Genomic DNA, 23,188 nt, shown 5'->3' on the forward strand with positions numbered 1-23,188 from the left:
GCCTGAAGGAAAGCAGAGCTGATGAACAGCGGTCAACGGCGAAGGGTAAGGGGCGATTAAGAAGGGAGTCGAAGCAGGTCAAGCGCCGTTGATGACATGGGATCAACGCGCGTAGCCATTCACTGAATAGGCCCCGAAATGCCGTTCCGCATTCAGTGAAATTCCCCCGCCCGGCCTTCCCCCACGGGAATTCAGCGGCCGCCGCGGGCCGAGTCCGGAACTCCTCCCCAGGTGCCCACCGGTGAGGCGGCTCTGAGGCCCTGTTAGGGTTCGCGGACGTGACGGCCAAGGCGACGAAGCAGTACGAGGCGATGCTGGCGCACTACCGGTGGGCCGCCGAGCGACGCGGCTTCACCGTCGATCCGGCGCAGCGCCCGGCGGTGGAACGGCTGTCGCGGCTCGCCGGGGAACTCGCCCGCCCCGGGCTGCTGGTGCGCCGCCCGCCGCGCCACCTCTACCTGTGGGGCCCGGTCGGCCGGGGCAAGAGCTGGCTGGTGGACACCTTCCTGGACGGCCTGGACGTCACCCGCAAGCGTCGGCTGCACTTCCACGACTTCTTCCGCCGGCTGCACGAGGGCGTCGCCGCGCACACCGCCGACGCGGGCCGGGAGCCGGCCGGCGAGCGGGTGGCGGCGGTCGACCGGGCCGTGGACGAGCTGCTCGGCGACTGCCGGGTGCTGGTCTTCGACGAGTTCCACGCCCATGACGCCGGGGACGCGATGCTGGTGGCCCGGCTCTTCCGGACCCTGCTGGACCGGCGGATCACCCTGGTCACCACCTCCAACTACCCGCCCGCCGGGCTGATGCCGAACCCGCTGTACCACCACCTGTTCGAGCCGACCATCCGGCTGATCGAGGAGCGGATGGACGTGGTGGAGATCGCGGGCGCGGTGGACTTCCGCCGAGAGCGGCGGCCGGCCGCAGCGGGGCCCGCCGACGGGGTCCCGCAGCGCTTCGCCCGGGGCGCGCGGCTGCGGACCGGCGACGAGAACGGCCTGCACGCGCTCGGCCTCACCCCGCCGACCGCCGCGGAGGCGGACGAGGTGGTGGTGCACGGCCGCCCGCTGCGGGCCTCGGCGGTCCGCGAGGGCGAGGCGTGGTTCGGCTTCGCCGAGCTGTGCGAGGGGCTGACCTCGGCGGCCGACCAGCTGGAGCTCGCCGAACGCTTCCCCACCCTGGTGCTCACCGACGTACCGCCGCTGGCCGCCGCGACCCCCGACGGGCGGCGCCGCTTCGCCGACCTGGTGGACGTCTGCTGCGACCGGGACGTCCGGCTGGTGCTGATCGGCGCCGACCCGATCGACGAACGCGCCCCCGACGAGGGCCTGCTCAGCGACCTGGACCGGACCGCCAGCCGGCTCGCCCTGCTCGGGTCGGCCTGACGGCCCGACCCGACCGCCTACCGCTCGTACGCCATCTCCGGGAAGCGCGGCGAGGGCCCGTCCAGCAGCTGGTCGTCGTGGCCGCGCAGCCAGCGGTCGAAGAAGGAGGCGACGTACGAGCGGGTGGCGAACTCGGCCCGGCCGGGCCGGATGTCACCGACGTCGTCGCGCAGCCGGTCCGCGGTGAGCGCGCCCTGGCGGGCGAGCTGCGGCAGCAGGGTCTGGGCGTCGGTGTAGGAGCCGTGCCGGGAGCCGGTCAGGGTGACGTCGGCGTGCCAGCCGGTGCTGTGCTGCCACAGGGCGTTCCAGCCGGGCTGCTGCCGGTAGCTGCCGGAGTCGTCGCTGCCGCTGCCCATCAGCAGGAAGGGCCGGTCCAGGCCCTCCTCGGCGACGCTGGGCAGGAAGACACCGGTGTGGCCGTCCGGGCCGGGGAAGTGCAGCTGGCCGTCGAGGTTGATCCCGGCGGCGATCCGCGGGTCGTCGTGCATGGTCTGGAGCGCGGTGAAGCCGCCCGCCGAGTGGCCGACCATGCCGATCCGGTCGAGGTCGAGCGCCCCGGCCAGCCCGCCCGGCAGGCCCTTGCGGGTGCCCAGCCCGGCGAGCTGGTCCAGGACGAAGCGGGTGTCGTCGACCCGGGCGGCCAGGGACTTGCGCAGCACCGCGCCGATGTCCAGGTCCGGCTGCCCGAGCATGCCGGGGAACACCGAGGCGGCCAACTTTCCGTCGGGGAAGGCGACTTCGGAGGCCTCCCAGGTGTGGTCGACGGTGACCACGACGTACCCGCGCGAGGCCAGGTCCTCGACCAGGGCCGTCCCCCAGGTGCGGGGGTCGCCGAGGCCGGGCGAGTACAGCACCACCGGGCGCCGGCCGGGCAACGCCGGGGCGTCCCGGCGGGCGTGGGTGCGGATGCCGGACCAGTCGGTACGGCCGGACTCGGTGCCGTAGTTGACCCGGGCCAGGCCCTCGGCGCTGTCGAAGTGCGCCCCGGCGGCGGGCTCCATGTAGGGCGCCCGGTCGGCCGGCCCGGCCGGGCGGGAGGTCGGGTACCAGAGGCTGATCATCAGCTCGCGCCGCTGCCCGGGCTGCCACGGGTCCTCCCGGGCCAGGTCGGTCAGGTGCAGCGCGGTCGTCCCGATCGGGTACGGCCCGGTGGGCTCCGGCAGCCACGCCCGCGCCTGCTGCCCGCCGCCCCGCCCCTCCACCGCGACCGCCGCGGGCGCGCCGACCGCGCCCAGCACCGCCGTCGCCGCCAGCAGAACCGCCGCCAAGGCCCGTCCCCCACTGCCCATGATGTTCCTCCGCGCTCTCCATCGATCGAACACGTAGGACACTACGGACGGGAACGCCCCCGGCCGTCATACCAGGGAGCCAACCGGCCCCTGAATACCCGGGTACGACACCCCTAAGGGGCTACTTTCCCGGGGCCGGGGCCGCCCCTCCGCTCCGCGCTTCAGCGATACTTCCTCAGCTCCCGGCGGGCCAGTGAGCGCTTGTGCACCTCGTCCGGGCCGTCGGCCAGCCGGAGGGTGCGGTTGCCGGCCCAGAGCTGGGCGAGCGGGGTGTCCTGGCTGACGCCCGCGGCGCCGTGCGCCTGGACGGCCTTGTCCAGGATCCACTCCACGGTGCTCGGGGTGGCGATCTTGATCGCCTGGATCTCGGTGTGCGCGCCGCGGTTGCCGACGGTGTCCATCAGCCAGGCGGTCTTGAGCACCAGCAGCCGCAACTGCTCGATCCGGACCCGGGATTCGGCGATCCAGTCCTGGACCACGCCCTGCTCGGCGAGCGGCTTGCCGAAGGCCACCCGTTCGCCCGCCCGACGGCACATCAGCTCCAGCGCCCGCTCGGCGATCCCGATGGCGCGCATGCAGTGGTGGATCCGGCCGGGGCCGAGCCGGGCCTGGGCGATGGCGAAGCCCGCGCCCTCCTCGCCGATCAGGTGGGACGCCGGGACCCGGACGTCCTCGAACAGCACCTCGGCGTGGCCCCCGTGGTCGGCGTCGTCGTAGCCGAAGACCGTCATGCCGCGCTTCACCGTCACCCCGGGGGTGTCGCGCGGGACGAGCACCATGCTCTGCTGGCGGTGCGGCTCGGCGGCCGGGTCGGTCTTGCCCATCACGATGAGGATCCGGCAGTCCGGGTTCATCGCCCCGGTGATGTACCACTTGCGGCCGTTGATCACGTACTCGTCGCCGTCCCGCTCGATCCGGGTGGCGACGTTGGTGGCGTCCGAGGAGGCGACCTCGGGCTCCGTCATCGCGAAGGCGGAGCGGATCTCGGCGCCCAGCAGCGGCCGCAGCCACCGCTCGCGCTGCTCGGCGCTGCCGAACTGGGCGAGCAGTTCCATGTTCCCGGTGTCGGGGGCCGCGCAGTTCAGCGCGGACGGGGCCAACTGCGGGCTGCGGCCGGTGATCTCGGCGAGTGGGGCGTACTGCAGGTTGGTGAGACCGGCGCCGTGCTCGCCGGGGATGCCGTGCTTGTCCACGAAGAAGAGGTTCCACAGCCCCTGCTTGCGGGCCTCCGCCTGGAGGTCGGCGACCACCGGCGGGATCGTCCAGGGCGCGCGGTCCGGGTCGGCCAGCTGGGCTGCCAGGACGGGCTCGGCGGGGTAGACGTGCTCGTCCATGAAGGCGAGCAGCTGCTCGCGGAGCTCGTTCGTCCGGGCGTCGTAGGCGAAGTCCATCGGTCAGTTCTCCTTGAGGGTGTTCAGGCCGTGCCGGGCGAGGATCGGGGCCATCTCACCCGCGCGCTCGAAGCCCGCGCCGAGGGTGCGGCCCTGCTGGAAGCGGAAGAAGATGCCCTCGGCGACGGCGGCCAGCTTGAACGAGGCGAAGGCCACGTACCAGTCCAGGTCGGCGGCGTCGCGGCCGGTCGCCCCGGCGTACCGGGAGACGATCTCGTCGGCCCTCGGGAAGCCGGGGGCGGTCATCGCGGAGGGGATGATGCCGCCGCCGACGCCCGCCAGCTCGGTGTACATCACCAGCAGGCCGACGTCGGTGAGCGGGTCGCCCAGGGTGGACATCTCCCAGTCCAGGACGGCGGTGATCGCGTCGGTGTCGTCGACGAGCACGTTGTCCAGCCGGTAGTCACCGTGCACGAGCGCGGGCGCCGGGGAGACCGGGAGCCGCGCCGTGAGCGCCGCGTGCAGCCGGTCCAGGTCGGGCAGGTCGCGGCTGCGGGACGCGGCGAGCTGCTTCGACCAGCGGCGCAGCTGGCGCTCCAGGTAGCCGTCGGGGTGCCCGAAGTCCGCGAGGCCGACGTCCGCCGGATCGATCCGGTGCAGCTCCGCCAGGGTGTCGACCAGCCGCCGGCCGAGGGCGCCCACCCGCTCCTCCCCGAGGGCGGCCAGCGGAGCCGCGTCCCGGTGCGGAGTGCCCGTGACGTGCTCCATGAGGTACCAGGGCGCGCCGAGCACGTCCTCGCCCCGGTCGATCACCAGCATCCGCGGCACAGGCACCCCGGTGCCCCGGAGGGCCGACATCACCCGGTACTCACGCCCCATGTCGTGCGCCGTCGCGAGCACGTGCCCGAGCGGCGGGCGACGCAGCACCCAGCGGGAGAACCCGTCGGAGAGCACGTACGTCAGGTTGGACCGCCCCCCTTCGATGAGCTCGGCCCGCAGGGGCCCCTGGACCGCCCCTGGCAGCTCCCGTTCGAGGTGGGAGCGCAACCGCGCCAGGTCCACCCCGGGCGGATCGACGGGGGTCTCGGACATCGGGCGGCTCCTCGGGACGGAAGGTCGATGACTAAGCGCTTGCTTAGCATTCAACGATGAGGAGCCCGTGTCAATGCCGCACCCACACGACGACCCGGGCGGGGCTGGCGGCCCGCGGGCCGGCGGGGTCAGGGCGGGCGGACGAGGCGGGTTTCGTAGGCGAGGATCACGGCCTGGATCCGGTCGCGGAGTTCGAGCTTCTGCAGGATCCGGCCCAGGTGGGACTTCACGGTCGCCTCCGCGAGGTGGAGGGTGGCGGCGATCTCGGTGTTGGACAGGCCGCGGCCCACCTGGACGAGGACCTCGCGTTCGCGGGCGCTGAGCCGGCTCAGCCGGTCGTCGTGCTCGGGACCTCGGCCGTCGGGGATGTGGGGGCGGAGGTTCTCCAGCAGTCGTCGGGTGATGCGCGGGGAGACCACCGCGTCGCCCGCGGCGACGTCGCGGATCGCGGTGAGGAGTTCCTCGGGCCTGGTGTTCTTCAGCAGGAAGCCGGAGGCTCCGGCGCTGAGTCCGGCGAAGGCGTATGCGTCCAGGTCGAAGGTGGTGAGGATGAGCACCTTGCTCTGCGGGGAGGTCCGGACGACCTGTCGGGTCGCCTCGATCCCGTCGGTCCCGGGCATCCGGACGTCCATGAGGACGACGTCGGGGCGCAGTTCCCGGGTGAGGCGTACGGCCTGGTCGCCGTCCGCGGCTTCGCCGACCGGTGCCATGTCGGGCTGGGCCTCCAGCACCGTGCTGAAGGCCATGCGGAGCAGCGCCTCGTCGTCGGCGATCAGGATGCGGATCGTCATGCGGACGCCGCTCCGCCGCTGTCGAGGAGGAGGCGGGTGCGGACTCCCCAGCCGCCGCCCGGGAGCGGGCCGGCCCGCAGTGTCCCCCCGTAGGCGGCGGCGCGCTCGCGCATGCCGGGGATGCCGTGGCCGGGCGGGGTGGCGGCGGGTGGTGGCGGGCAGGGGCCGTTGTCGGTGACGTCCACGGTGACGGTCCCGGTCGAGCAGCGGATGCGGACGGTGGCGTGGGTGTCGGTGGGCGTGTGTTTGAGGGTGTTGGTCAAGGCTTCCTGTACCAGGCGGTAGACGGTGAGTTGTGCGGTGGCGGGTACGTGGGCGTGGCCGCCGCGGAGGTCGAGGCGGGTCGGCAGCCCGGCGGCGCCCATCTGCTCGGCGAGGCTGTCCAGTTGGGCGATGCCGGGCAGCGGGTGGCGCTCCGCGTCCGGTTCGTCGGTCCGCAGGATGCCCAATGAGCGCCGCATGTCGGTCAGGGCCTGCCGGCCCGTCTCGGAGATCTGGAGCATCGCGGCGGTGGTCTTGTCGGGCGCGCGGTGCTGCGCGTAGACGGCGGCGTCGGTGAGCGCGACCATGACGGACAGGTTGTGGGTGACGATGTCGTGCATCTCCCGGGTGATGCGCGTCCTTTCCTCGGCGACGGCCAGTCGCGCCTGCTGTTCCTGCTCCCGTTCCAGGCGGGCGGCCCGTTCCTCCAGGGCCGCAAGGTAGGCGCGGGTGGTCCGGACGTTCATTCCGAGGACGGCGGCGGCGACGGTCATCGCGGTGACCGCGACGAAGGGGGTCGGGAACGCGCCCGCCGGCGCCCAGCGCAGGCAGGCCAGCAGGACCCCCGCCTCCACCACGGCGCCGGCGACGAGCGCGCCGCGCCGGCCCGAGGTCGCGGCCACCGTGTAGAGGGCCACCAGCAGGGCGACGTCCGCGGGCAGTTGGACGTCCGCCAGCCACTGGACGAAAGCCGCGGCCGCCACCGCGCCGAACACCGCGCGCGGGGCCCGGCGGCGCCACACCAGGGGCAGCGCGAGGGCGGCGGTGAGGGCCACGGCCACCGGCAGCTCGTGCGGTGGGCGTGCGGTGACGACGTTGGCGAGGAGGAGCGTCGGCAGCAGCGAGTCCCACACCACGGGTGGCAGCCGTGCGGCCGTCCTCGCCCACAGCCGCTGCCGCTGCCGTCGCCGGTCGAGCACCCGTCCCCGGTGGGCCTCGCGGGGTTCCGCGGCCGCCTCGGTCATCACCCGTCCCTGTCGATCCGGCGTCATGGACGCACGCCGCGCGCTGCCCGGCGGGTACCGAGGCCCTGTCACGGTAGGCCGCGGGGCCCGCGCCGCGCATGAGCCCACCGTCGGAGGGCATCGTGCCGGGGTACGACCGCAGGAGGAGTCCCGATACCTCCCGTGGTCGCAGCGCGGCCGCCGATCCGGGGTGCCCGGTTGCCGCTCCGGTCGTACCGCACCTGCCGCAGGCTGCGCCCCCGGTGGTATGCGACGGCTCCCCGGGGCCGATGCGGCGGCGCGTTCCCGGCGCCGAGCATGGGCGGGTGACCGAGATCATCGCCGGACTGTTCATGTCCCCCCTGGAAATCCTCGCCCTGCTGGGTGCCCTCGCGCTGGTGGTGGCCCGCTGGCTTCCCCCCGCCGCCCGTCCGCGCGTAACGATCGCGGCGACTGCCGTGCTCGTGCCGTCCGCCGCCGTGCTGGCCGTGACGGGGCTCCGCTGGCAGTTGCTGCCGGTACTGGCGGGCGCCGCCTGCGCGTTGCCGTTCGCCGTCACTCCCCTGCTGCGACCCGCGCTACGACGCCGTACCGGTGCCGGTACCGGCACCGGCCGGCCGCCGTGGCGGGCGCGCTGGTGGCTGGCGCTGCCGGGGTCGGTGGCCTGCGTCGGCCTGATCGCCGCGGGCCCGGTGGCCGCCTGGGCCTTTCCCGTCCCCGTGTTCCCCGAGCCGTCGGGCGGGTTCGCGGTCGGCACCCGCGTGGTGCAGTGGACCGACCCGCTCCGCCCCGAGACCTTCACCGCCGATCCGGACGACCGGCGTACGGTCGTGGTCCAGCTCTGGTACCCCGCGCGGAAGAGCCCCGCGGACGCGCCGCGGGCCCAGTACCTCGGACGGACGGAGACCGAGGCGCGCACCGTCGCGCAGGCCCTCGCCCGCGGGGTCGGCCTGCCGGGCTTCCTGGTCGACGGAGTGCCGCGCGCCCACTCCCGCGCGGTCTTCGACGCCCCGGTGGAGAGCACCGGAGGACGGTTCCCGGTCGTGCTGTTCTCACCCGGGTCGGGCGGAGTACGCACCCAGAACACCGCCTGGGCGGAGGAACTGGCCAGCCACGGCTACGTGGTCGCCGCCCTGGACCACCCGTACGACTCGGCCGCCGTCGTCCTCGCCGACGGCCGGACGATCACCACCGAGACCGCCTCCTCCGGCGACCCGGACAAGGACGAGCAGCTGGCGGTCGGCTGGACGGCGATCCGGGCCGCCGACCTCGGCTTCGTCCTCACCCGGCTGGACGCTCTTGACCGGGGCGAGAGCGCCGACCCGCTGACCGGGCGTCTGGACACCGGCCGGGTCGCGGTGACCGGCCACTCCATGGGCGGTGCCGCCGCCTTGCAGGCGGCCCGGCAGGACCGCCGGTTCGCCGCCGTCATCGATCTGGACGGCTACCCCCACGGCCCCGCCTCGCCCGCCCTCGACCGGCCGACGCTCGTCCTCACCCAGGCCGTCACCCCGGGAACCGACCCGCGCTACCTGCCCCGCCTCACCGAGGCGCTCGCGTCCGGCACCGCGACGGGCTACCGGCTCACCATCCCCGGCGCCGCCCATCTCACCTTCATGGACGGCCCGCTGTACCTGCCGCCGGTGCCCTCGGTCGTCGGCTCCCTGGGCCGCACCGGGAGCCCGCGCGTCGTCGCCGCGGCCACCCTCGCCTTCCTGGACGCCGTCCTGCGGGCGAAGCCCGGCGACCCGGCCGGCGTCCTGCCGGCCTACGGCGAGCTCAGCGTCCACCGTCCGGACGGCCGCTGAGCCCGGGAGCCGCCCGCCACGCAACCTCCGTCCTCCCCCACCACGTTGATCAGAACAGTGGTCGAACTGCAGGACGATTGACGGAGGTACGGTGCGGATTGCCCGCGGTATGAGCGGTACGAGCGGTATGACCGGTGTGCTGGCGGTGGGGGTCGTCTCGGCCCTCCTCCTGACCACGGGATGCTCCGCCTCCAAGGGCAGACCCACCGCCGCCGGCACCACGCCCGCGAGCCCCGCGCCGACCACGGCCGCCGGCACCCCGTCCGACACCCCCACACCCACCCCGACGCCGACCCCGACCTGGGACGGTCAGGTCAAACCGATCGGCGACGGCTCGACCTCCGACACCGGGCCCCAGCCCAAGCAGCCCAGGCCCGAGCGGCTGAAGCCCGGGGAGAAGCCGCCGCAGTTCGTGGTCTTCTCCTGGGACGGGGCCTTGGAGGGCGACGACCGGCTGTTCTCCCGCTTCCGCAAGCTGGGTGCGGAGAACAACGCCCAGATGACCTTCTTCCTCTCCGGCATCTACACCCTGCCCAAGTCGAAGCGCTCGCTCTACCACCCCCCGAAGCACGACGCCGGTTCCGCGTCGATCGACTTCGCCACCAACGCCCACATCAAGGACACCCTGGAGCAGCTGCGCCTGGCCTGGCTGGACGGCGACGAGATCGGCACCCACTTCAACGGGCACTTCTGCGGCCCCCAGCCCGGCGGCGGCGGTGACTGGTCCACCGAGGAGTGGCTGTCCGAGCTCGACCAGGCGATCTCCTTTGTCACCAACTGGCGGACCAACACGGGGTTCCAGGACGTCCCGTCGCTCCCCTTCGACTACACCAAGGAGCTGGTCGGCGGCCGCGCCCCCTGTCTGGAGGGCCAGAAGAACCTGTTGGCCGCCGAGAAGGCCAGGGGTTTCCGGTACGACGCCAGCTCCCCGGGCGAGTTCCAGGTCTGGCCGGTCAAGAAGGAGGGCATCTGGAACTTCCCGCTGCAGTTGCTGCCCAACCCCGGCCGGTCCTCGCAGAACCTCTCGATGGACTTCAACTACCTCGCCGGCCAGTCCGGCGCCACCACCTCCGGCGACCCGAGGAAGTTCGACGGCTGGGAGAAGGAGACCCGGGACAGCTACCTGGCCGGCTTCGAGCGGGTCTACAACGGCAGCCGGGCCCCGCTGTTCATCGGCAACCACTTCGAGGACTGGAACGGCGGCATCTACATGCAGGCCGTCGAGGACGTGGTGAAGAGCGTCTGCAAGCGCGAGCAGGTCCGCTGCGTCTCCTTCCGCCAGGTCGCCGACTGGCTGGACGCCCAGGACCCCGAGGTGCTCGACAAGCTGCGCGCTCTGGACCCGGGCCAGCCCGCCGACTGGCCGCGCCTGGTGAAGTAGCCGACCACGTAGCAGTGACCGCCGGGCCCGTGGCAGCACGGGCCCGGCGGGCGCGGACTCACCGCCCGCCCGCCGCCTTCATGTACGAGGTCCAGATCCGGCTGGGCAGGGCCGAGTCCGGGGTGTCCGGCGAGGCCCCGCCGAGCCCTTCCAGGGACAGCAGTTTCATGTCCCGCAGGTCGGCCCGGAAGACCGTGACGGCCGTGGCCAGCTGCCCGCTGTAGCCCACCGCCCACCCCGCCGTGCGGTCCGCGGTCGTCCCCGGCTTCGCGGCCAGGTCCGGGCCGGCCTCCGCCGCCCAGGTGGCGCTGCCGCCGCGGACGGCGCCCTTGAGGGCCGTGTCGACCTCGGCGGCCACGGCCGCCGGCAGTGCCTGGACGGCGGTGGGCAGGCGCAGCGTGAGGGGCTCGCTGTTGCGGGTGATCCGGAGCACCGAGTACGGGTCGGTGCGGCTGCCGCCGGCGGCGAAGGCGGCGTAGGCGCCGGCCGTCCTGATGGCGCTGGGGGTGGAGTTGCCGACGCCGAAGCCGGGGACGAGTTCGCCCATGCTGCTGGGGAGCAGGCCCAGGTCGGCGGCGGTCTTCTGCACCCGGTCGAGGCCGATGTCCATGCCGAGCTGCGTGATCGGCCCGTTGACGGACTGTTCGACGGCGCCGCGCAGGGTGATCTGGCCCCAGTCGCGCTTGCCGTCGTTGGCCGTCTTGGCGATCTTGCCGTCGCGCCCCCAGTACGGGCCTTCCGGGGTCATCACGTTCACCCCGTTGTCCCCGTTGTAGGTGGTGCCGGGTGTCACCGGGGTGCGGTTCGCTCCCCGCGCGCGTTGGACGCCCTGGTCGAGCCCGGCGGCGTACACGAACGGGGTGAAGGCCGAACCGACCGGCACCGTGGAGGTGTTGGCGTCGTTGAAGCCCTGTTTCAGGTAGTCGGGGCCGCCGTAGAGCGCGACGATCCGCCCGTCCGGGGCGACCGAGGCGGCGCCGACCTTCAGGAGCTTGTCGGAGTCGCGGGCGTCCGGGTCGATGCCCTTGCCGGCGTCCTGTACGGCGGCGGCGAGGGCGGTGACCTTCGGCTTCTCGAAGGTGGTGTAGATCTGGTGGCCGCCGAGGTCGAACTGGGCGGGGGTGATGTCGGTGTGGCTCTCCACGTAGGACTTGGCCATGTCCACCAGGTAGCCGACCTGGCCGCTCAGTCCGGCCGACTTCGGCTTGGGCCTGGGTTCGGGGAAGACGGTGTACCGGGCGCGTTCGGCGCGGGAGAGCTTTCCGACGGAGACCATCCGGTCCAGGATCCAGGCCCACCGCTCCTCGGCCCGTTGGCGGTTGTCCGCACTCAGCGCCGGGTCGTACTGCCCGGCGCCCTTGAGCAGGGCGGCCAGGAAGGCGCCCTCGCTCACGTCGAGCTGGGAGACGTCCTTGCCGTAGTAGGCCGCGGCGGCGCGCTGGATGCCGTAGCTGCCGCGGCCGAACCAGCTGCTGTTGAGGTAGCCGGCGAGGATGTCGTCCTTGCTCATCCGGTCGTCGAGCTTGACCGCGATGACGGCCTCGCTGAGCTTGCGGGAGAAGTCCTGGTGCTGGTTGAGGTAGATGTTCTTGACGTACTGCTGGGTGATGGTGGAGCCGCCCTGGGTCTCGCCGCCGGAGAGCATCGACCAGAACGCGCGGCCGATGCCCTTGGCCGAGATCCCGGGGTCCGAGTAGAAGGTCTCGTTCTCGGCGGCCAGCACCGCCGCCCGTACGGGTTCCGGGACCCGGTCGAGCGGCACCTCCTGCCGGTTGGTCTCGCCGATGCGGGCCATCTCGGTGCCGTCCGCCCAGTAGTAGACGTTGTTCTGCTGGGTGGCGAAGGCGTTCAGGTCCGCCGGCACCTGGGTGATGGTGAAGAACCAGGCCAGCCAGCCGACCAGGGCGACGATCCCCGTCGACGCCACCAGGAGCAGCTGGCGCCAGGAGGGGAGCCAGCGGCGGACTCCGCGCCGCCCCCGGCGCGGGTAGTCGACCCACCGGAAGGGCCGCCACCGCGACGGCCGCCGTCCCGACGGCGACCACCACCGGCGTCCGGGCTTCTCCTCCTCGGCCCCGCCACCCCGCTGTGCACGCACAGTCCGTTCTCCGCTTCGTTCGTGGGTACCGCACCCTTCGAACAGATAGACGCCCCGGGGTGCGGATCACGACAGCAGCCGATCGATGTGATCACGGTCATACCGGATGCCACTGACGGCCATCGGGCCCCGGCCGCACCGGGACTGACGTGCCGTCGGCGACCGGACCCCCCGCCCGGGCGCCACCACCCGTACGGCCCACCCGGACGGCCCACCTGACTCCCCCGCCCAGCCCCGCCCAGCCCCGGTGCCCGCGCCCCGCCCGCCCCAACCGCACCGGCCGCCTCCACCGCCCGTCACAATGGCGCCATGAGGTTGATCCACACCGTGGCCGGTGCGCTGCTGCTCCTGCTGGTCATCGGCAGCATCCTGCGCACCCTGGTCGTCCCGCGCGGGCTCTACTCGTCCCTGGTGCACCGGCTCTGGTCGGTGCTGCGCCTCGTGCTGCGGCTCTCCGCCGCGCCGTTCAGCGGCTACCGCGCGCAGGACCGGGCGCTGACCTGGCTGGCGCCGCTGGTCCTGCTGGGGATGCTCGGGCTGTGGCTGAGCGGGATGTTCATCGCCTACACCCTGCTGCTGCACGGCACCTCGGAACTGAGCTGGTCCACCTCGATCCGGGAGGCCGGATCCAGCCTCTTCACCCTCGGCTACGCCAGCGGCGAGCGGCTGCAGCTGTCCGCGATCGACTTCATGGCCGCCGCCAGCGGCCCGCTGGTGGTCGCCCTGCAGATCTCCTACCTGCCGACCCTCTACGCCGCCTACCAGCGCCGCGAGACCGAGGTGACGCTGCTCACCTCCCGGGCCGGCGAACCCGCCTGGGGCCCCGAGCTGCTGGCCCGCCAGTCCCTCGTCGACACCGAGACCGCGCTCCCCCAGCTCTACCGGGACTGGGAGCGGCTGGCCGCCGACATCGGCGAGAGCCACTCCAACTACCCAGTGCTGCTCTCCTTCCGCTCCCCGCAGCCCAACCGCAGCTGGGTGGTCGCCCTGGTCGCGGTGATGGACGCCGCCGCCCTGCACCTCGCGCTCTGCCCGCGCACCGCCCCCGCCGAGGCCCGGCTGGTGATCCGCGCCGGGTTCACCGCGATGCGCGACATCGCCCGCTCACTGCGCATCGACTTCGACCCGGACCCGGACCCGGACGTCCCGATCCGGCTGACCTACGCCGAGTACCTGGGCGCCGTCGCGATGGTCACCGCGGCCGGCTTCCGCCGCGAACGCCCGGTCGAGGACGCCTGGGCGCACTTCCACGGCTGGCGCGTCAACTACGAGGCCCTGGCGTACGAGCTGGCGCGCCGCAGCGACGCCGTCCCCGCGCTCTGGACCGGCCCGCGCGACTTCCACGCCCCCGTCATCCCCCCGGCCCGCCCCACCGACCGCCGCCCGAGCGCCGTCCACCCGCCGCTGCCGCCGGGCTGACCGGGCTGACCGGGCTGACCACGTCGGCCCGCACGGGCGGTCCGGTAGACTCGGGCCGGAACGTGCCGTCCAGGAGCACGCCACAGGAGTCGGAGAACAGAGAGGGAGGTGGGGTTGATGACCGCGATCGTGGCCGCCGTGCGCAGCGTCCGGGTCTCCCTCACGTCCCGGGCCGCGGCCTGACCTCCACCTGTCCGCCCTCGCCGGGAGCGTGAGCTCGCGAGGCACCGACAAGACGTACCACTCCTGGAACGGATCCTCATCCACCATGCGTGACTGGACCACCCGCGCCGAGACCGGCGCCGACCTCCCGACCGTCCACGCCCTCAACCTCGCCGCCTTCGGCTCCCCGGCCGAGGCCGACCTGGTCGACGCGCTGCGCGCCGACCCGGCGTGGATCGACGGCCTGTCGATCGTCGCGACCGACGACCACGACCGGCCCGTCGGCCACGCCCTGCTGACCCGCTGCCACATCGGCGACGTCCCGGCCCTCTGCCTCGCCCCGTGCGCCGTGCTCCCCGAGTACCAGCGCACCGGCGCCGGCTCCGCGGCCGTCCGCGCCGCCCTGGCCGCCGCGGCGGAGCTCGGCGAGCGCCACGTCGTCGTCCTGGGGCACCCGGACTACTACCCCCGGTTCGGCTTCACCCGGGCCTCCGCCCACGGCATCGGCCTGTCCGTCGAGGTCCCGGACGAGGCCCTGATGGCCCTCACCCTGGACGGCGGCCACCCGCTGCCCGCCGGTACGGTCCGCTACGCGGCGCCGTTCGGCATCTAGCAGGCGACGCGGGGGCGGGGCACCTCGGCGCCCCGCCCCCGCGCGTCATCCCTCTACCGGCCTCGGACCTCCGCCGGGCTCAGACCTCCACCAGGCTCAGACCTCCACCGGGCCGCCGGCGGCCAGCGAGCGCTCCGCGGCGGCGAGGATCTCCACCACCCGCAGCCCGAAGTCCGCCCCGCACGGGTGCGGCTCACCGGTGGCCGCCGAGGCCAGCAGGGCGTCCAGGGCCCGGTGCATCGCGGCCAGCGGGCCCTCGCCGCGCTCCGGCAGCTGCACCACGCCGTGCTCGCCGCGCAGTTCCATGCCCGTACCGCCGGCCGCGACCGGCGCGGTCAGGCTGAGCGCCAGCGTGCTGGACGCGCCGCCGGCGTGCCGCAGCACCAGGTGCACGGCGTCCAGCGGACCGGCCACCGCCGTGACCTGCGTGGCGTCGCCGAGCACCGGCAGCAGGACGGACAGCGCGTGCGGGCCGACGTCCCACAGCGCCCCCTTCTCCACCCGCCACGGCGAGGCCGCGTACGGGCTGGAGCTGCCCGGCGCGAACACCGAGCCGAGCCAGTCCGAGCGGCCGGTGTACCAGCCGCCGAGCGCCGCCTGCTCCTCCAGCCACGGGATCTGGGGACCGCCGAAACGCACCGTGAAGAACACCACCGAGGCGACCTTCTGCTCGCGGACCGCCGCGGCCACGGCCTTCGCGTCGGCCACGGTCAGCGCGACCGGCTTGTCCATCAGCACATGGCAGCCGGCCTCGGCGGCACGTACCGCGAGAGCGGGCTGCACCGCCGGGGGCAGCGCGATGGAGACCGCGTCCACATCGGCCAGCAGCCGGTCCAGGTCCGCGTAGCCGGGCACGCCGTGCGCCGCGCCCAGTTCCTCGGCCGCCTCCGGGCGGCGGCCCCAGACGCCGGTGAACTCCAGCCCGGGGTGCTCCGCCAGCACGGGCGCGTGCACCCGCTGCGCCCAGGGGCCGGTGCCCAGCAGTCCGATCCGCACGATGTCTCCGTTCCGTTCGATTACTCGGTGTCCTGCGGGGGCTCAGCTCTGCACGCGGGCGAGGGTGAAGCCGTCGTAGCCCTTGCTGCCGACCGTCTGCACCGAGGTCGCGCTGACCCTCGGCTCGGCCGCGATCAGGTCGTGCAGGGCGCGGGTGCCGACCACCGCCGGGTCGGCGCTGTCGGCGTCGGCGACCGCGCCGGCCCGGACCACGTTGTCGACGATGATCAGCGAGCCCGGCCGGGTCAGCTGCAGCGCCCGGCGGAAGTACTCGGGGTTGCTCGGCTTGTCCGCGTCGATGAAGACCAGGTCGAAGGGTTCCACGCCCTGCTCGACCAGCGCCGCCAGCGAGTCCGCGGCCCGGCCGAGGCGCACCTCGGCGACCTCCCCCAGCCCCGCGGCGGCCAGGTTGCCCCGCGCCACCTCGGCGTGCCGGGGGTCGATCTCCAGGGTGAGCAGGCTGCCGTCGGCCGGCAGCGCCCGGGCCAGCCAGATCGCGCTGTAGCCGCCGAGCGTGCCGACCTCCAGGATCCGCTTCGCGCCCTGGGTCAGCGCCAGCAGGTGCAGCAGCTTGCCCTGGTTGGGGGCCACCGCGATCTTCGGCAGTCCGGCGGCGTCGGCGGCGGCCGACGCCGCCTCCAGCACCGGATCGTGTCCGACCAGCTGTTCTGAGAAGTACGCGTCCACCGCGTCCCAGGTCGGCTGCAACGTCATCGGGCCCTCCGGAGTGCAAGATCGGCAGGTACTCCGCCGATGCTACTCCGAGGGCCCGACGGCTCCGGGACAGTCCGGAGCGGGTGCCTGTGCCTGATCAGTGCCGCGTCTCAGTGCCGCGTCACTCCGCGACCGGCGCCTTGGCCGAGGCCGCGGCGGCCTCGGCCGCCTGCTCCGCCTCGATCCTGGCGTGGGTCTTGGCGGCCTTGCGCTTCATGAGCCAGGCCGAGAGCCCGCCGATCACGACCGCCGCGGCCAGGCCGGCCCAGGAGAAGCGGGCCAGCCACGGCTCGATGCTCTTGCCGACCTTGTAGACCAGCAGCGTCGTACCGCCGGCCCAGACCACGCCGCCCAGCACGTTGGCGATCAGGAACTTCCAGTACGGCATCTTCAGGGCGCCCGCCAGCGGGCCTGCGAAGATGCGCAGCAGGGCGATGAACCGGCCGAAGAAGACCGCCCACATGCCCCACTTCTGGAAGGAGCGCTCCGCCGTGGCCAGGTGCGAGGGCCCGAAGTGCTTGGGGAACTTGCGTCCCAGCTTCTCGAAGAGCGGCTTGCCCCCCTTGCGGCCGATCGAGTAGCCGATCGAGTCGCCGATGATCGCGCCCGCGATCGCGACGCCCGCGACGCCCCAGGGGCTCACCACGCCCTTGACCGACATCAGGGCCGCCGTGACCAGGGCGATCTCGCCGGGCAGCGGGATGCCCAGCGACTCGATCCCGATGATCAGACCGACCACGGCGTACACCGCGGTCGGTGGAATGCCCTCGATCCAGGCGTCGATGTGCAAGGCCAGTACCTCCGTGGCAGGTCGGGACCGGCCGGGCTCCGCGTGGAGCCGCGGGCCGGTCCCGGCGGTTGTCCGATGGCGGCACGACGCCGCTCCCCCTCAAGGCAGCGTAACGTGCCGGGCGGCCTGTCCCCCCGGCCTGTCCCTCGTGGTTACGACGTGCGGCCGCACACCATGGTTCCAGGCCGACCGGCATTTCTTCAAGATTCGGCAAAGTGCCTCTGACCTCGGGCGGAGCCCCTCGGACGGCGAACCCGCACCTCACCCGGCGCCGGAGCCCGCGCCTCACCCGGCGCCGGAACCCGCCCCTCGGGTGGCGGCGAACCGCATCGCGATCACGGACGGCCGCCGCCGCACCCGGCGCGCGAGCGGCAGCAGGGTGCGCAGCGGTTCGCGCCCGCCCTCCGGGTACACCTCGCGCAGGTCGGTGACCGCCGGGTGGGCGGTGGCCAGCTTGTCGCGCTCGTCGGCGTCCATGCCGAACGGCATCGGCGGCGCCTGGTAGTGGCGGTCCTTCAGCTTCCCCTCGACGGCCCGCCTGCTGAACCAGCGCGGCACGGTGTCGAGGACCAGCGACCCGCCGGGGAAGCGCTCGGCGCAGGCCGCGATCAGTGCCCGGACCTCGGTCGGCCGCAGGTACATCAGCAGGCCCGCCGCGCTGATCAGCACCCCGTTGGCCGGGTCCACCTCGTCCATCCAGCCCGGGTCGGTGGCCGAGCCGGCGAGGATCCGGTGCCGCTCGTCGGGCGGCAGCAGGCGCTCGCGCAGCGCGGCCGTCTCCGGCAGGTCCACCGACAGCCACTCGGCCCGGCCGTTGTCGACCCGCCAGGCCTGCGTCTCCAGGCCATCCCCGAGCCCGACCACGGTGCCGCGCGGGCACCGGATCAGGAAGTCCGCCACCTCACGGTCGAAGCAGCCCGCGCGCAGCGCCTGGAGCTGGCTGACCAGGGCGTCCTGCCCGAACCGCTCGGCGAAGGGGAAGTCGATCCGCTCCACCAGCTCGACGGCCTTCGGGTCCGGGAGCACGGTGTCCGGCCGCCGGGCCTCCACCGCCCGGTGCCACAGCGTCCACAGCGCCGTCTCCGGCACCGCCCCCAGCTCGGGCCGCTCCGCGCCGCCAGTCATCGCTCGCTCCTTCGACGTGCTCCACCCGCGTTCCGCGCTCGGGCACGGACCCGCCGATTCTGACACCCGGGCCGTACCGGTCGACCGGCCGACGCGCCGCCAGGACTGCCGCACAGGCTGCCCGGGCCGCCGCACCAGCTGCCGTACGGGAAGTCGGCCGGGCCGACTTCCCGTACGCGGAACCCCCGGCGGCCGCCCGGCCGCTCAGCCGACGCTGAAGGCGCCGTCCGGCGGGGGCGGGGAGTCCGTGGCCTCGGCGTCCGCCACCGGGGCGGTGCGGCCGACCAGGGCCGCCAGGTCCTCCCCCGCCACCAGCCGGGCCGGAAAGATGTCGCCCGCGAACAGCCGGGCCAGCTCCGCCTCCGGCAGCGGCGCCGTGGACCCGGCCAGCAGCACGTTGCCGTACCGCCGGCCGCGCAGCACCGACGCCTCCGCCACCAGGCAGACGTACGGGAACACCGACCGCACCGTCGCCGCCTGCGCCCTGGCGAAGGCCAGCGGCGGGCCGTCCGCCAGATTGGCCGCGTAGCAGCCGCCCGGGCGCAGCGCGGCGCCCGCCAGCCGCAGGAACTCCACCGAGGTGAGGTGCGCCGGGGTCCGCGAGCCGTGGAAGACGTCGGCGATCACCAGGTCCTGCGAGCCCGCCGGGATCGCGGCGAGGGCCGCCCGGGCGTCCCCCACGGTCGCGGAGACGTCCGCGCCCGGGCCCCGCCAGGGCAGGTGCTCCTCGACCAGCGCCAGCAGCGGGCCGTCCACCTCCACCACCCGCTGGCGCGAACCCGGACGGGTCGCGGCCAGGTAGCGGGGCAGGGTCAGCGCGCCGCCGCCGAGGTGCAGCACGTCCAGCGGCCGCCCGGCGGGGGCCAGCGCGTCGGCGAGGTGGCCGAGGCGCCGGGTGTACTCGAACTCCAGGTGCGTCGGGTCGGCCAGGTCGACGTACGACTGCGGGGTGCCGTCCAGGGTGAGCAGCCAGCCGCCGTCGCGGTCGATGTCCGGCATGAGCTTGGCGAAGCCGAGGTCGGTCTGCCGGCCGACCGGCACCGGCTCGTCGTGCTCCTCCAGCGCGTCGTGCTCGTCGTGCTGCTCCGGCGCGTCGTGCTCACCCCGGTCGTCCGGCTCCTCCGACGCGAAGGTCATGCGTGCTCCCCCACCGGACGCACGTCCAGGTACGCGGCCAGCCAGCGGTCCAGCTCGGCGAAGGTCCGGGTGCGGGCCTTCTCCCCGGACAGCACCAGGTCGTGCATGCCGCCCTCGATCCGCACGATCGTCACGTGCCCGCCGAGCTTCGGCCCCAGCGCGGCGATGTCGTCGGCGCGCAGCACCGCGTCGGCGTGGTGCAGGGCGTTCTGCCACTTGGTGGTGGCGATGGACCTGGTGGAGGCCATCAGCAGCACCGGCACGTCGATGCCCAGCCCGTGCCGCAGCCGCCGGTGGCCCTGGTGGATCGCCGACAGCCAGCCGGCGAACAGCGGGAAGCCCTCGGCCGGCTTGAGGGTGAGGTCGAAGTCCCACTCGCCCTTGTGGTCCTTGTGCAGGCTGTGGGTGTAGTGCGGGTTCAGCGAGGACGGCAGCACCCGGGTCGGCGCCAGCCGCCCGATCGCCGTCACGGCCGGGCCGCCGAACGTCCGCACGGCCTGCGAGGTCGGCATCGACAGGAACGGCGAGTTGAGGAACAGCCCGTCCACCAGCCCACGCCCGGCCCGGCGCCCCGCCCACAGGACGGCCACCAGCCCACCGGTCGAGTGCCCGTTCAGCAGCAGCTGCCGGTGCCCGTCCACCTCACGGATGATCCGCACCGCCTCGTCGATCTCCTCGTCGTACTCGGCGAGGCTCTGGACGAAGTTCGGCGACTGGTGCGGGCGCAGCGAGCGGCCGTACTTGCGCAGGTCGAGCGCGTAGAAGGAGAAGCCGAGCGCGGTGTAGTGGTCGGCCAGGTTGGTCTGGAAGAAGTAGTCGTTGTAGCCGTGGATGTAGAGCACCGCGCGCTCCGACCCGGGGACGAGCCGCCGGACGAGCGTCGCGCACACCGCCCCTTCGGCGTCGGGGCGGAGGTCCAGCTCCGCCGCCTCGTAGGGGGCACCCAGGATGTCTTCCCGAAACTCCATCTGCGCCGTACCCGTCCTCTGCCTCTGCCTGCCGGACCGGCAGGCGACCACCCGTTTCGAGCCACGACGATACCGGCCGGTAGCTACCGGGCGCGCGGCGGCGTGTCACTCCGTGGAGGCGTCCGGACCCGGCTCGGGCACCGGCTCGGCGAGGAGCGCCCGCTCGTAGGCCTCCTCCGCCTCCGCTTCGGCGCCCGCGCCGTGCAGGGCGTCACCGAGGACGCTCCAGGCGAGGGCCTCCCTGTCACGCACACCGGCCCGCCGGAAGGCGACGACGGCCTGCCTGGACGCGTCGGCGGCCTCGTCGAACCGGCCGACCTCGGTGAGGAGGCTCCCCAGATTCACCTGGGCCATGGCCACGCCGGCCTCGTCCCCGCACTCCCGGTAGAGGTCACGGGAGCGCTGGAGGGCCTCGATGCTCCGCTCGTACCGTCCCAGGTTCGCGTAGGCGACAGCGGCGTTGCACAGGATCCCGGCCTCCCGGTCCCGGCCGTCCGGCTCCCCGTCGATCGCGAGCGCCGATTCGTAGGCGCTCACCGCGTCCTCGAACCGACCCATGGCGGACAGGCAGTTGCCGAGGTTGCTCAGGACGGTCGCCTCGAACCCGCGGTCGCCGGCGGCCCGGCTGGCCGCCAGCGCGTCCCGGTGGGCGGCTTCGGCCTCGTCGTAGCGCCGCAGCTCCTGCAGCAGGTTCGCGAGCCGGGTCCCGGACTCGGCCCGGCCGTGCGGGTCCCCGACCTCCCGGTCGATCGCCAGTGCCCGCCGGTGTGAGGCCAGCGCCTCCTCCGGCCGCCGGAGAGCGCTCAGCGCCGAACCGTGAGCCCTCCGGGCCAGGGCCTCGCCGTGCAGGTCGCCGAGCTCCCGGAAGAGGTCGCAGGCCCTCCGGGCGGCCTCGGCCGACTCCTCGTACCTCAGCCCCCCGAGGAGGGCCGCTCCCAGCCCGCCCAGGGCCTTCGCCTCGCTGTGCAGGTCGCCGAACTCCCGGAACGCTTCGAGGGCCCGCTCGTGGGCGGCGATCGACTCCTCGAAGCGGCGCAGTTCGCCCAGGGCGACACCGGCGCTCGCCCAGGCGGTCGCTTCGCCGTAGCGGTCGCCGACCTCCGCGAAGATCTCCTGACCGGCCCGCAACAGTTCGACGGCTTCGTCGAGTCGCCGGACCTCGGTCAGCAGACCTCCCAGGTTGATCAGCGTCCGTGCTTCCGCCGCGCGGCCACCCCGTTCCCTGACGATGTCCAGCGCCCGTCTCTGGACGTCGATCGCGGCGTCGAAGTCCCGTGTCCCCCGCAGGGCGTTGCCGAGGTTGACGTAGGCGTCCGCTTCCGCGAGCGGGTCGCCGAGGTCCTGGCAGATCGCCGCGACGAGGCGGTGGGCCTCGGCCGCCTCCACGAACCGCCGAGCGCGTTCGAGTGAGACCCCGTGACTGGTCAGGGCCATGGCGTGCACCTCCGCCTCCCCGATCGCGGCGGCGGCCACCAGGGCGGCGCCGGTGACGGTCAGGGCGTCATCGGTCCGGAACCCGCGGATCAGGTGGGGCGCCACCACCGAGGAGAGGTGCACCGCCAGATCGGGAAGTCCGGAATCGGCCGCGCGCTGGACGGCGGTGATCAGGTTGACGCGCTCGCGCTCCAGCCACAGCAGCGCCTCGGCCCGGTCCCCGAAACCGTCCTCGGCGACGCAGGCCGGCAGGTCCCGCACCCGGGCGTCGGCGAGGCGCGCCTTGCTCGTGTAGTGGTCGAGCAGCAGGCCGAGCGCCTCCCCCACACCGTCCGGGTGCCGGCTCGCCATCTCCGCCGCGTAGTCCCGCACCAGGTCGTACAGGTACCACCGGCCGCCCTCCGCGCCCTGTTCGATGAGGGCGGTGCCGGCCAGGCGGGCGAGGAGGGAGCGGGCTTCGCGGGGCTTGCGGTCGATGAGGGCGGCGGCCGCCTCGGTGGAGATGTCGGGGCCGGGGTTGAGGGCCAGCAGGCGGAAGAGTTCCGCCAGGTCGGGGGTGAGGCGGCGGTAGGAGCGTTCCAGGGTGAGCCGGATGCCGATCTCGTCGACATGCAGGAGGTCGAGGCGGTCGGCGCCGTCGGCCAGGTCGTCGGCGAGTTCCTCCGGCCGCAGGTGCGGGTCGAGGACGAGCTGGGCGGCGGCGAGGCGCAGCGCCAGCGGGAGGCGGCCGCACAACTCGGCCATGCGGCGGGCGGTTTCCGGGTCGGAGGCGATGCGGTCGTCGTCCGACCGGGCGGCGCGGACGGCCGAGTCGAGGAGTTCGGTCGCCGCCCCGGGTGCGAGGACGCCGAGGCGGTGGAGGTGGGCGCCGAGGCTGGGCAGCGTCTCGCGGGTGGTGACCAGGAGGCGGTGGCGGGCGGACGGGGGCCGCAGCAGCCGGACCTGTTCGGCGGTGGAGGCGTTGTCGGCGATGACGAGGACGCCTCGGTCGTGCTTCGCCAGCTGGTCGCGGTAGAGCGTGGCCCGGGTCTCCGGGTCGGGGGGTATGTGTTCCGCCGGGACGCCGAGGGCGCGCAGCAGGGTGTCGAGGGCCTGGCCGGCCTCGACCGGGGTCTCGTCGTAGCCGCGGAGGTTCACGAAGAGGGCGAGCGAGACCCGGCCGGCGGCGACGAGCGCGTGGCCGGCCGCGATGGCCAGGGTGGTCTTGCCGATGCCGCCGAGGCCGGTGACCGCGACGATCGGCGGGCCGTCGGGGGTGAGGAGGGTCCGGAGGTCCGCCAGGTCCTGCTCCCGGCCGGTGAAGACGGACGACAGCGGCGGCAGCCCGCCGATCGTCGGCGGCCGTGCCCCGACCGTCACATGGGCCGTGCCGGCCTGGACGACCTGGCCGTGGAAGGTTCCCCCGCGAATGCTGTTGTGCACCGGCACAGGGTACTCTCCGCGCCTCCGCAGC

Annotated in this window: 18 protein-coding genes; 5 read left to right on the plus strand and 13 right to left on the minus strand. The window is 73.9% G+C overall.

All coding sequences use genetic code 11. The annotated features are described in order from the left end of the window. Positions 1-278: 278 nt before the first annotated feature. Entirely contained in the window at positions 279-1,382 is a 1,104-nt protein-coding gene (gene zapE / locus ACYP53_RS23615) for a cell division protein ZapE (RefSeq protein WP_459648848.1), read from the plus strand. A 17-nt stretch (positions 1,383-1,399) separates the two neighbouring features. On the opposite strand, the gene ACYP53_RS23620 is transcribed toward zapE, so the two are convergent. From ACYP53_RS23620 to ACYP53_RS23640, 5 genes are all read right to left on the minus strand, one after another. Continuing rightward, a complete protein-coding gene (locus ACYP53_RS23620; RefSeq protein WP_459648849.1) occupies positions 1,400-2,671 on the minus strand; it encodes an alpha/beta hydrolase family protein in 1,272 nt (423 codons plus the stop codon). Between the two features lie 161 nt (positions 2,672-2,832). Continuing rightward, positions 2,833-4,062 (minus strand): acyl-CoA dehydrogenase family protein, encoded by a 1,230-nt coding sequence (locus ACYP53_RS23625; RefSeq protein WP_459648850.1) that lies wholly within the window; start codon positions 4,060-4,062, stop codon positions 2,833-2,835. Between the two features lie 3 nt (positions 4,063-4,065). Next, positions 4,066-5,094: a phosphotransferase family protein gene (locus ACYP53_RS23630; RefSeq protein ID WP_459648851.1), complete on the minus strand. Its 1,029-nt coding sequence runs from the start codon at positions 5,092-5,094 to the stop codon at positions 4,066-4,068. A 128-nt stretch (positions 5,095-5,222) separates the two neighbouring features. Then, positions 5,223-5,885, minus strand: a complete 663-nt coding sequence (locus ACYP53_RS23635; RefSeq protein ID WP_459648852.1) for a response regulator transcription factor — start codon at positions 5,883-5,885, stop codon at positions 5,223-5,225. Further along, positions 5,882-7,111 carry a sensor histidine kinase gene (locus ACYP53_RS23640; RefSeq protein ID WP_459648853.1) on the minus strand — a complete coding sequence of 410 codons (1,230 nt, stop codon included), beginning with the start codon at positions 7,109-7,111 and terminating at the stop codon, positions 5,882-5,884. The genes ACYP53_RS23635 and ACYP53_RS23640 overlap by 4 nt, the downstream gene beginning before the upstream one ends. 269 nt (positions 7,112-7,380) lie before the next feature. Between ACYP53_RS23640 and ACYP53_RS23645 the strand changes: the two genes are divergently transcribed. Next, positions 7,381-8,898 (plus strand): alpha/beta hydrolase family protein, encoded by a 1,518-nt coding sequence (locus tag ACYP53_RS23645; protein ID WP_459648854.1) that lies wholly within the window; start codon positions 7,381-7,383, stop codon positions 8,896-8,898. A gap of 109 nt (positions 8,899-9,007) precedes the next feature. Then, complete coding sequence (locus ACYP53_RS23650; protein ID WP_459648855.1) at positions 9,008-10,279, plus strand: polysaccharide deacetylase family protein; 1,272 nt, start codon at positions 9,008-9,010, stop codon at positions 10,277-10,279. Between the two features lie 58 nt (positions 10,280-10,337). Here the strand turns inward: ACYP53_RS23650 and ACYP53_RS23655 are convergent, their stop codons facing one another. Continuing rightward, on the minus strand, positions 10,338-12,377 hold the full coding sequence (locus ACYP53_RS23655) for a transglycosylase domain-containing protein (RefSeq protein ID WP_459648856.1): 2,040 nt from the start codon (positions 12,375-12,377) through the stop codon (positions 10,338-10,340). 309 nt (positions 12,378-12,686) lie between these two features. On the opposite strand from ACYP53_RS23655, the gene ACYP53_RS23660 reads away from it, so the two are divergent. Next, a complete protein-coding gene (locus ACYP53_RS23660) occupies positions 12,687-13,796 on the plus strand; it encodes a hypothetical protein (protein WP_189924611.1) in 1,110 nt (369 codons plus the stop codon). A 268-nt stretch (positions 13,797-14,064) separates the two neighbouring features. Then, entirely contained in the window at positions 14,065-14,571 is a 507-nt protein-coding gene (locus ACYP53_RS23665; RefSeq protein ID WP_459648857.1) for a GNAT family N-acetyltransferase, read from the plus strand. A gap of 96 nt (positions 14,572-14,667) precedes the next feature. Here ACYP53_RS23665 and ACYP53_RS23670 read toward each other — a convergent pair whose 3' ends face one another. The 7 genes from ACYP53_RS23670 to ACYP53_RS23700 all read right to left on the minus strand — a co-directional run bounded on the left by ACYP53_RS23670 (position 14,668) and on the right by ACYP53_RS23700 (position 23,157). After that, a complete protein-coding gene (locus ACYP53_RS23670) occupies positions 14,668-15,567 on the minus strand; it encodes a Gfo/Idh/MocA family protein (RefSeq protein WP_459648858.1) in 900 nt (299 codons plus the stop codon). A 42-nt stretch (positions 15,568-15,609) separates the two neighbouring features. Further along, positions 15,610-16,281 carry an O-methyltransferase gene (locus ACYP53_RS23675; RefSeq protein ID WP_189920435.1) on the minus strand — a complete coding sequence of 224 codons (672 nt, stop codon included), beginning with the start codon at positions 16,279-16,281 and terminating at the stop codon, positions 15,610-15,612. Positions 16,282-16,402: 121 nt separating this feature from the next. Continuing rightward, positions 16,403-17,071 (minus strand): DedA family protein, encoded by a 669-nt coding sequence (locus ACYP53_RS23680; protein ID WP_189920433.1) that lies wholly within the window; start codon positions 17,069-17,071, stop codon positions 16,403-16,405. 285 nt (positions 17,072-17,356) lie between these two features. Then, entirely contained in the window at positions 17,357-18,196 is an 840-nt protein-coding gene (locus ACYP53_RS23685; protein WP_459648859.1) for a class I SAM-dependent methyltransferase, read from the minus strand. Between the two features lie 204 nt (positions 18,197-18,400). Next, entirely contained in the window at positions 18,401-19,195 is a 795-nt protein-coding gene (locus ACYP53_RS23690) for a spermidine synthase (protein ID WP_459649816.1), read from the minus strand. Positions 19,196-19,329: 134 nt separating this feature from the next. Then, positions 19,330-20,301 (minus strand): alpha/beta hydrolase, encoded by a 972-nt coding sequence (locus ACYP53_RS23695; protein WP_459648860.1) that lies wholly within the window; start codon positions 20,299-20,301, stop codon positions 19,330-19,332. A 105-nt stretch (positions 20,302-20,406) separates the two neighbouring features. Next, positions 20,407-23,157 (minus strand): tetratricopeptide repeat protein, encoded by a 2,751-nt coding sequence (locus ACYP53_RS23700; RefSeq protein WP_459648861.1) that lies wholly within the window; start codon positions 23,155-23,157, stop codon positions 20,407-20,409. Between the last annotated feature and the right edge of the window lie 31 nt (positions 23,158-23,188).

The sequence above is a fragment of the Kitasatospora sp. Ki12 genome, from assembly GCF_054601375.1.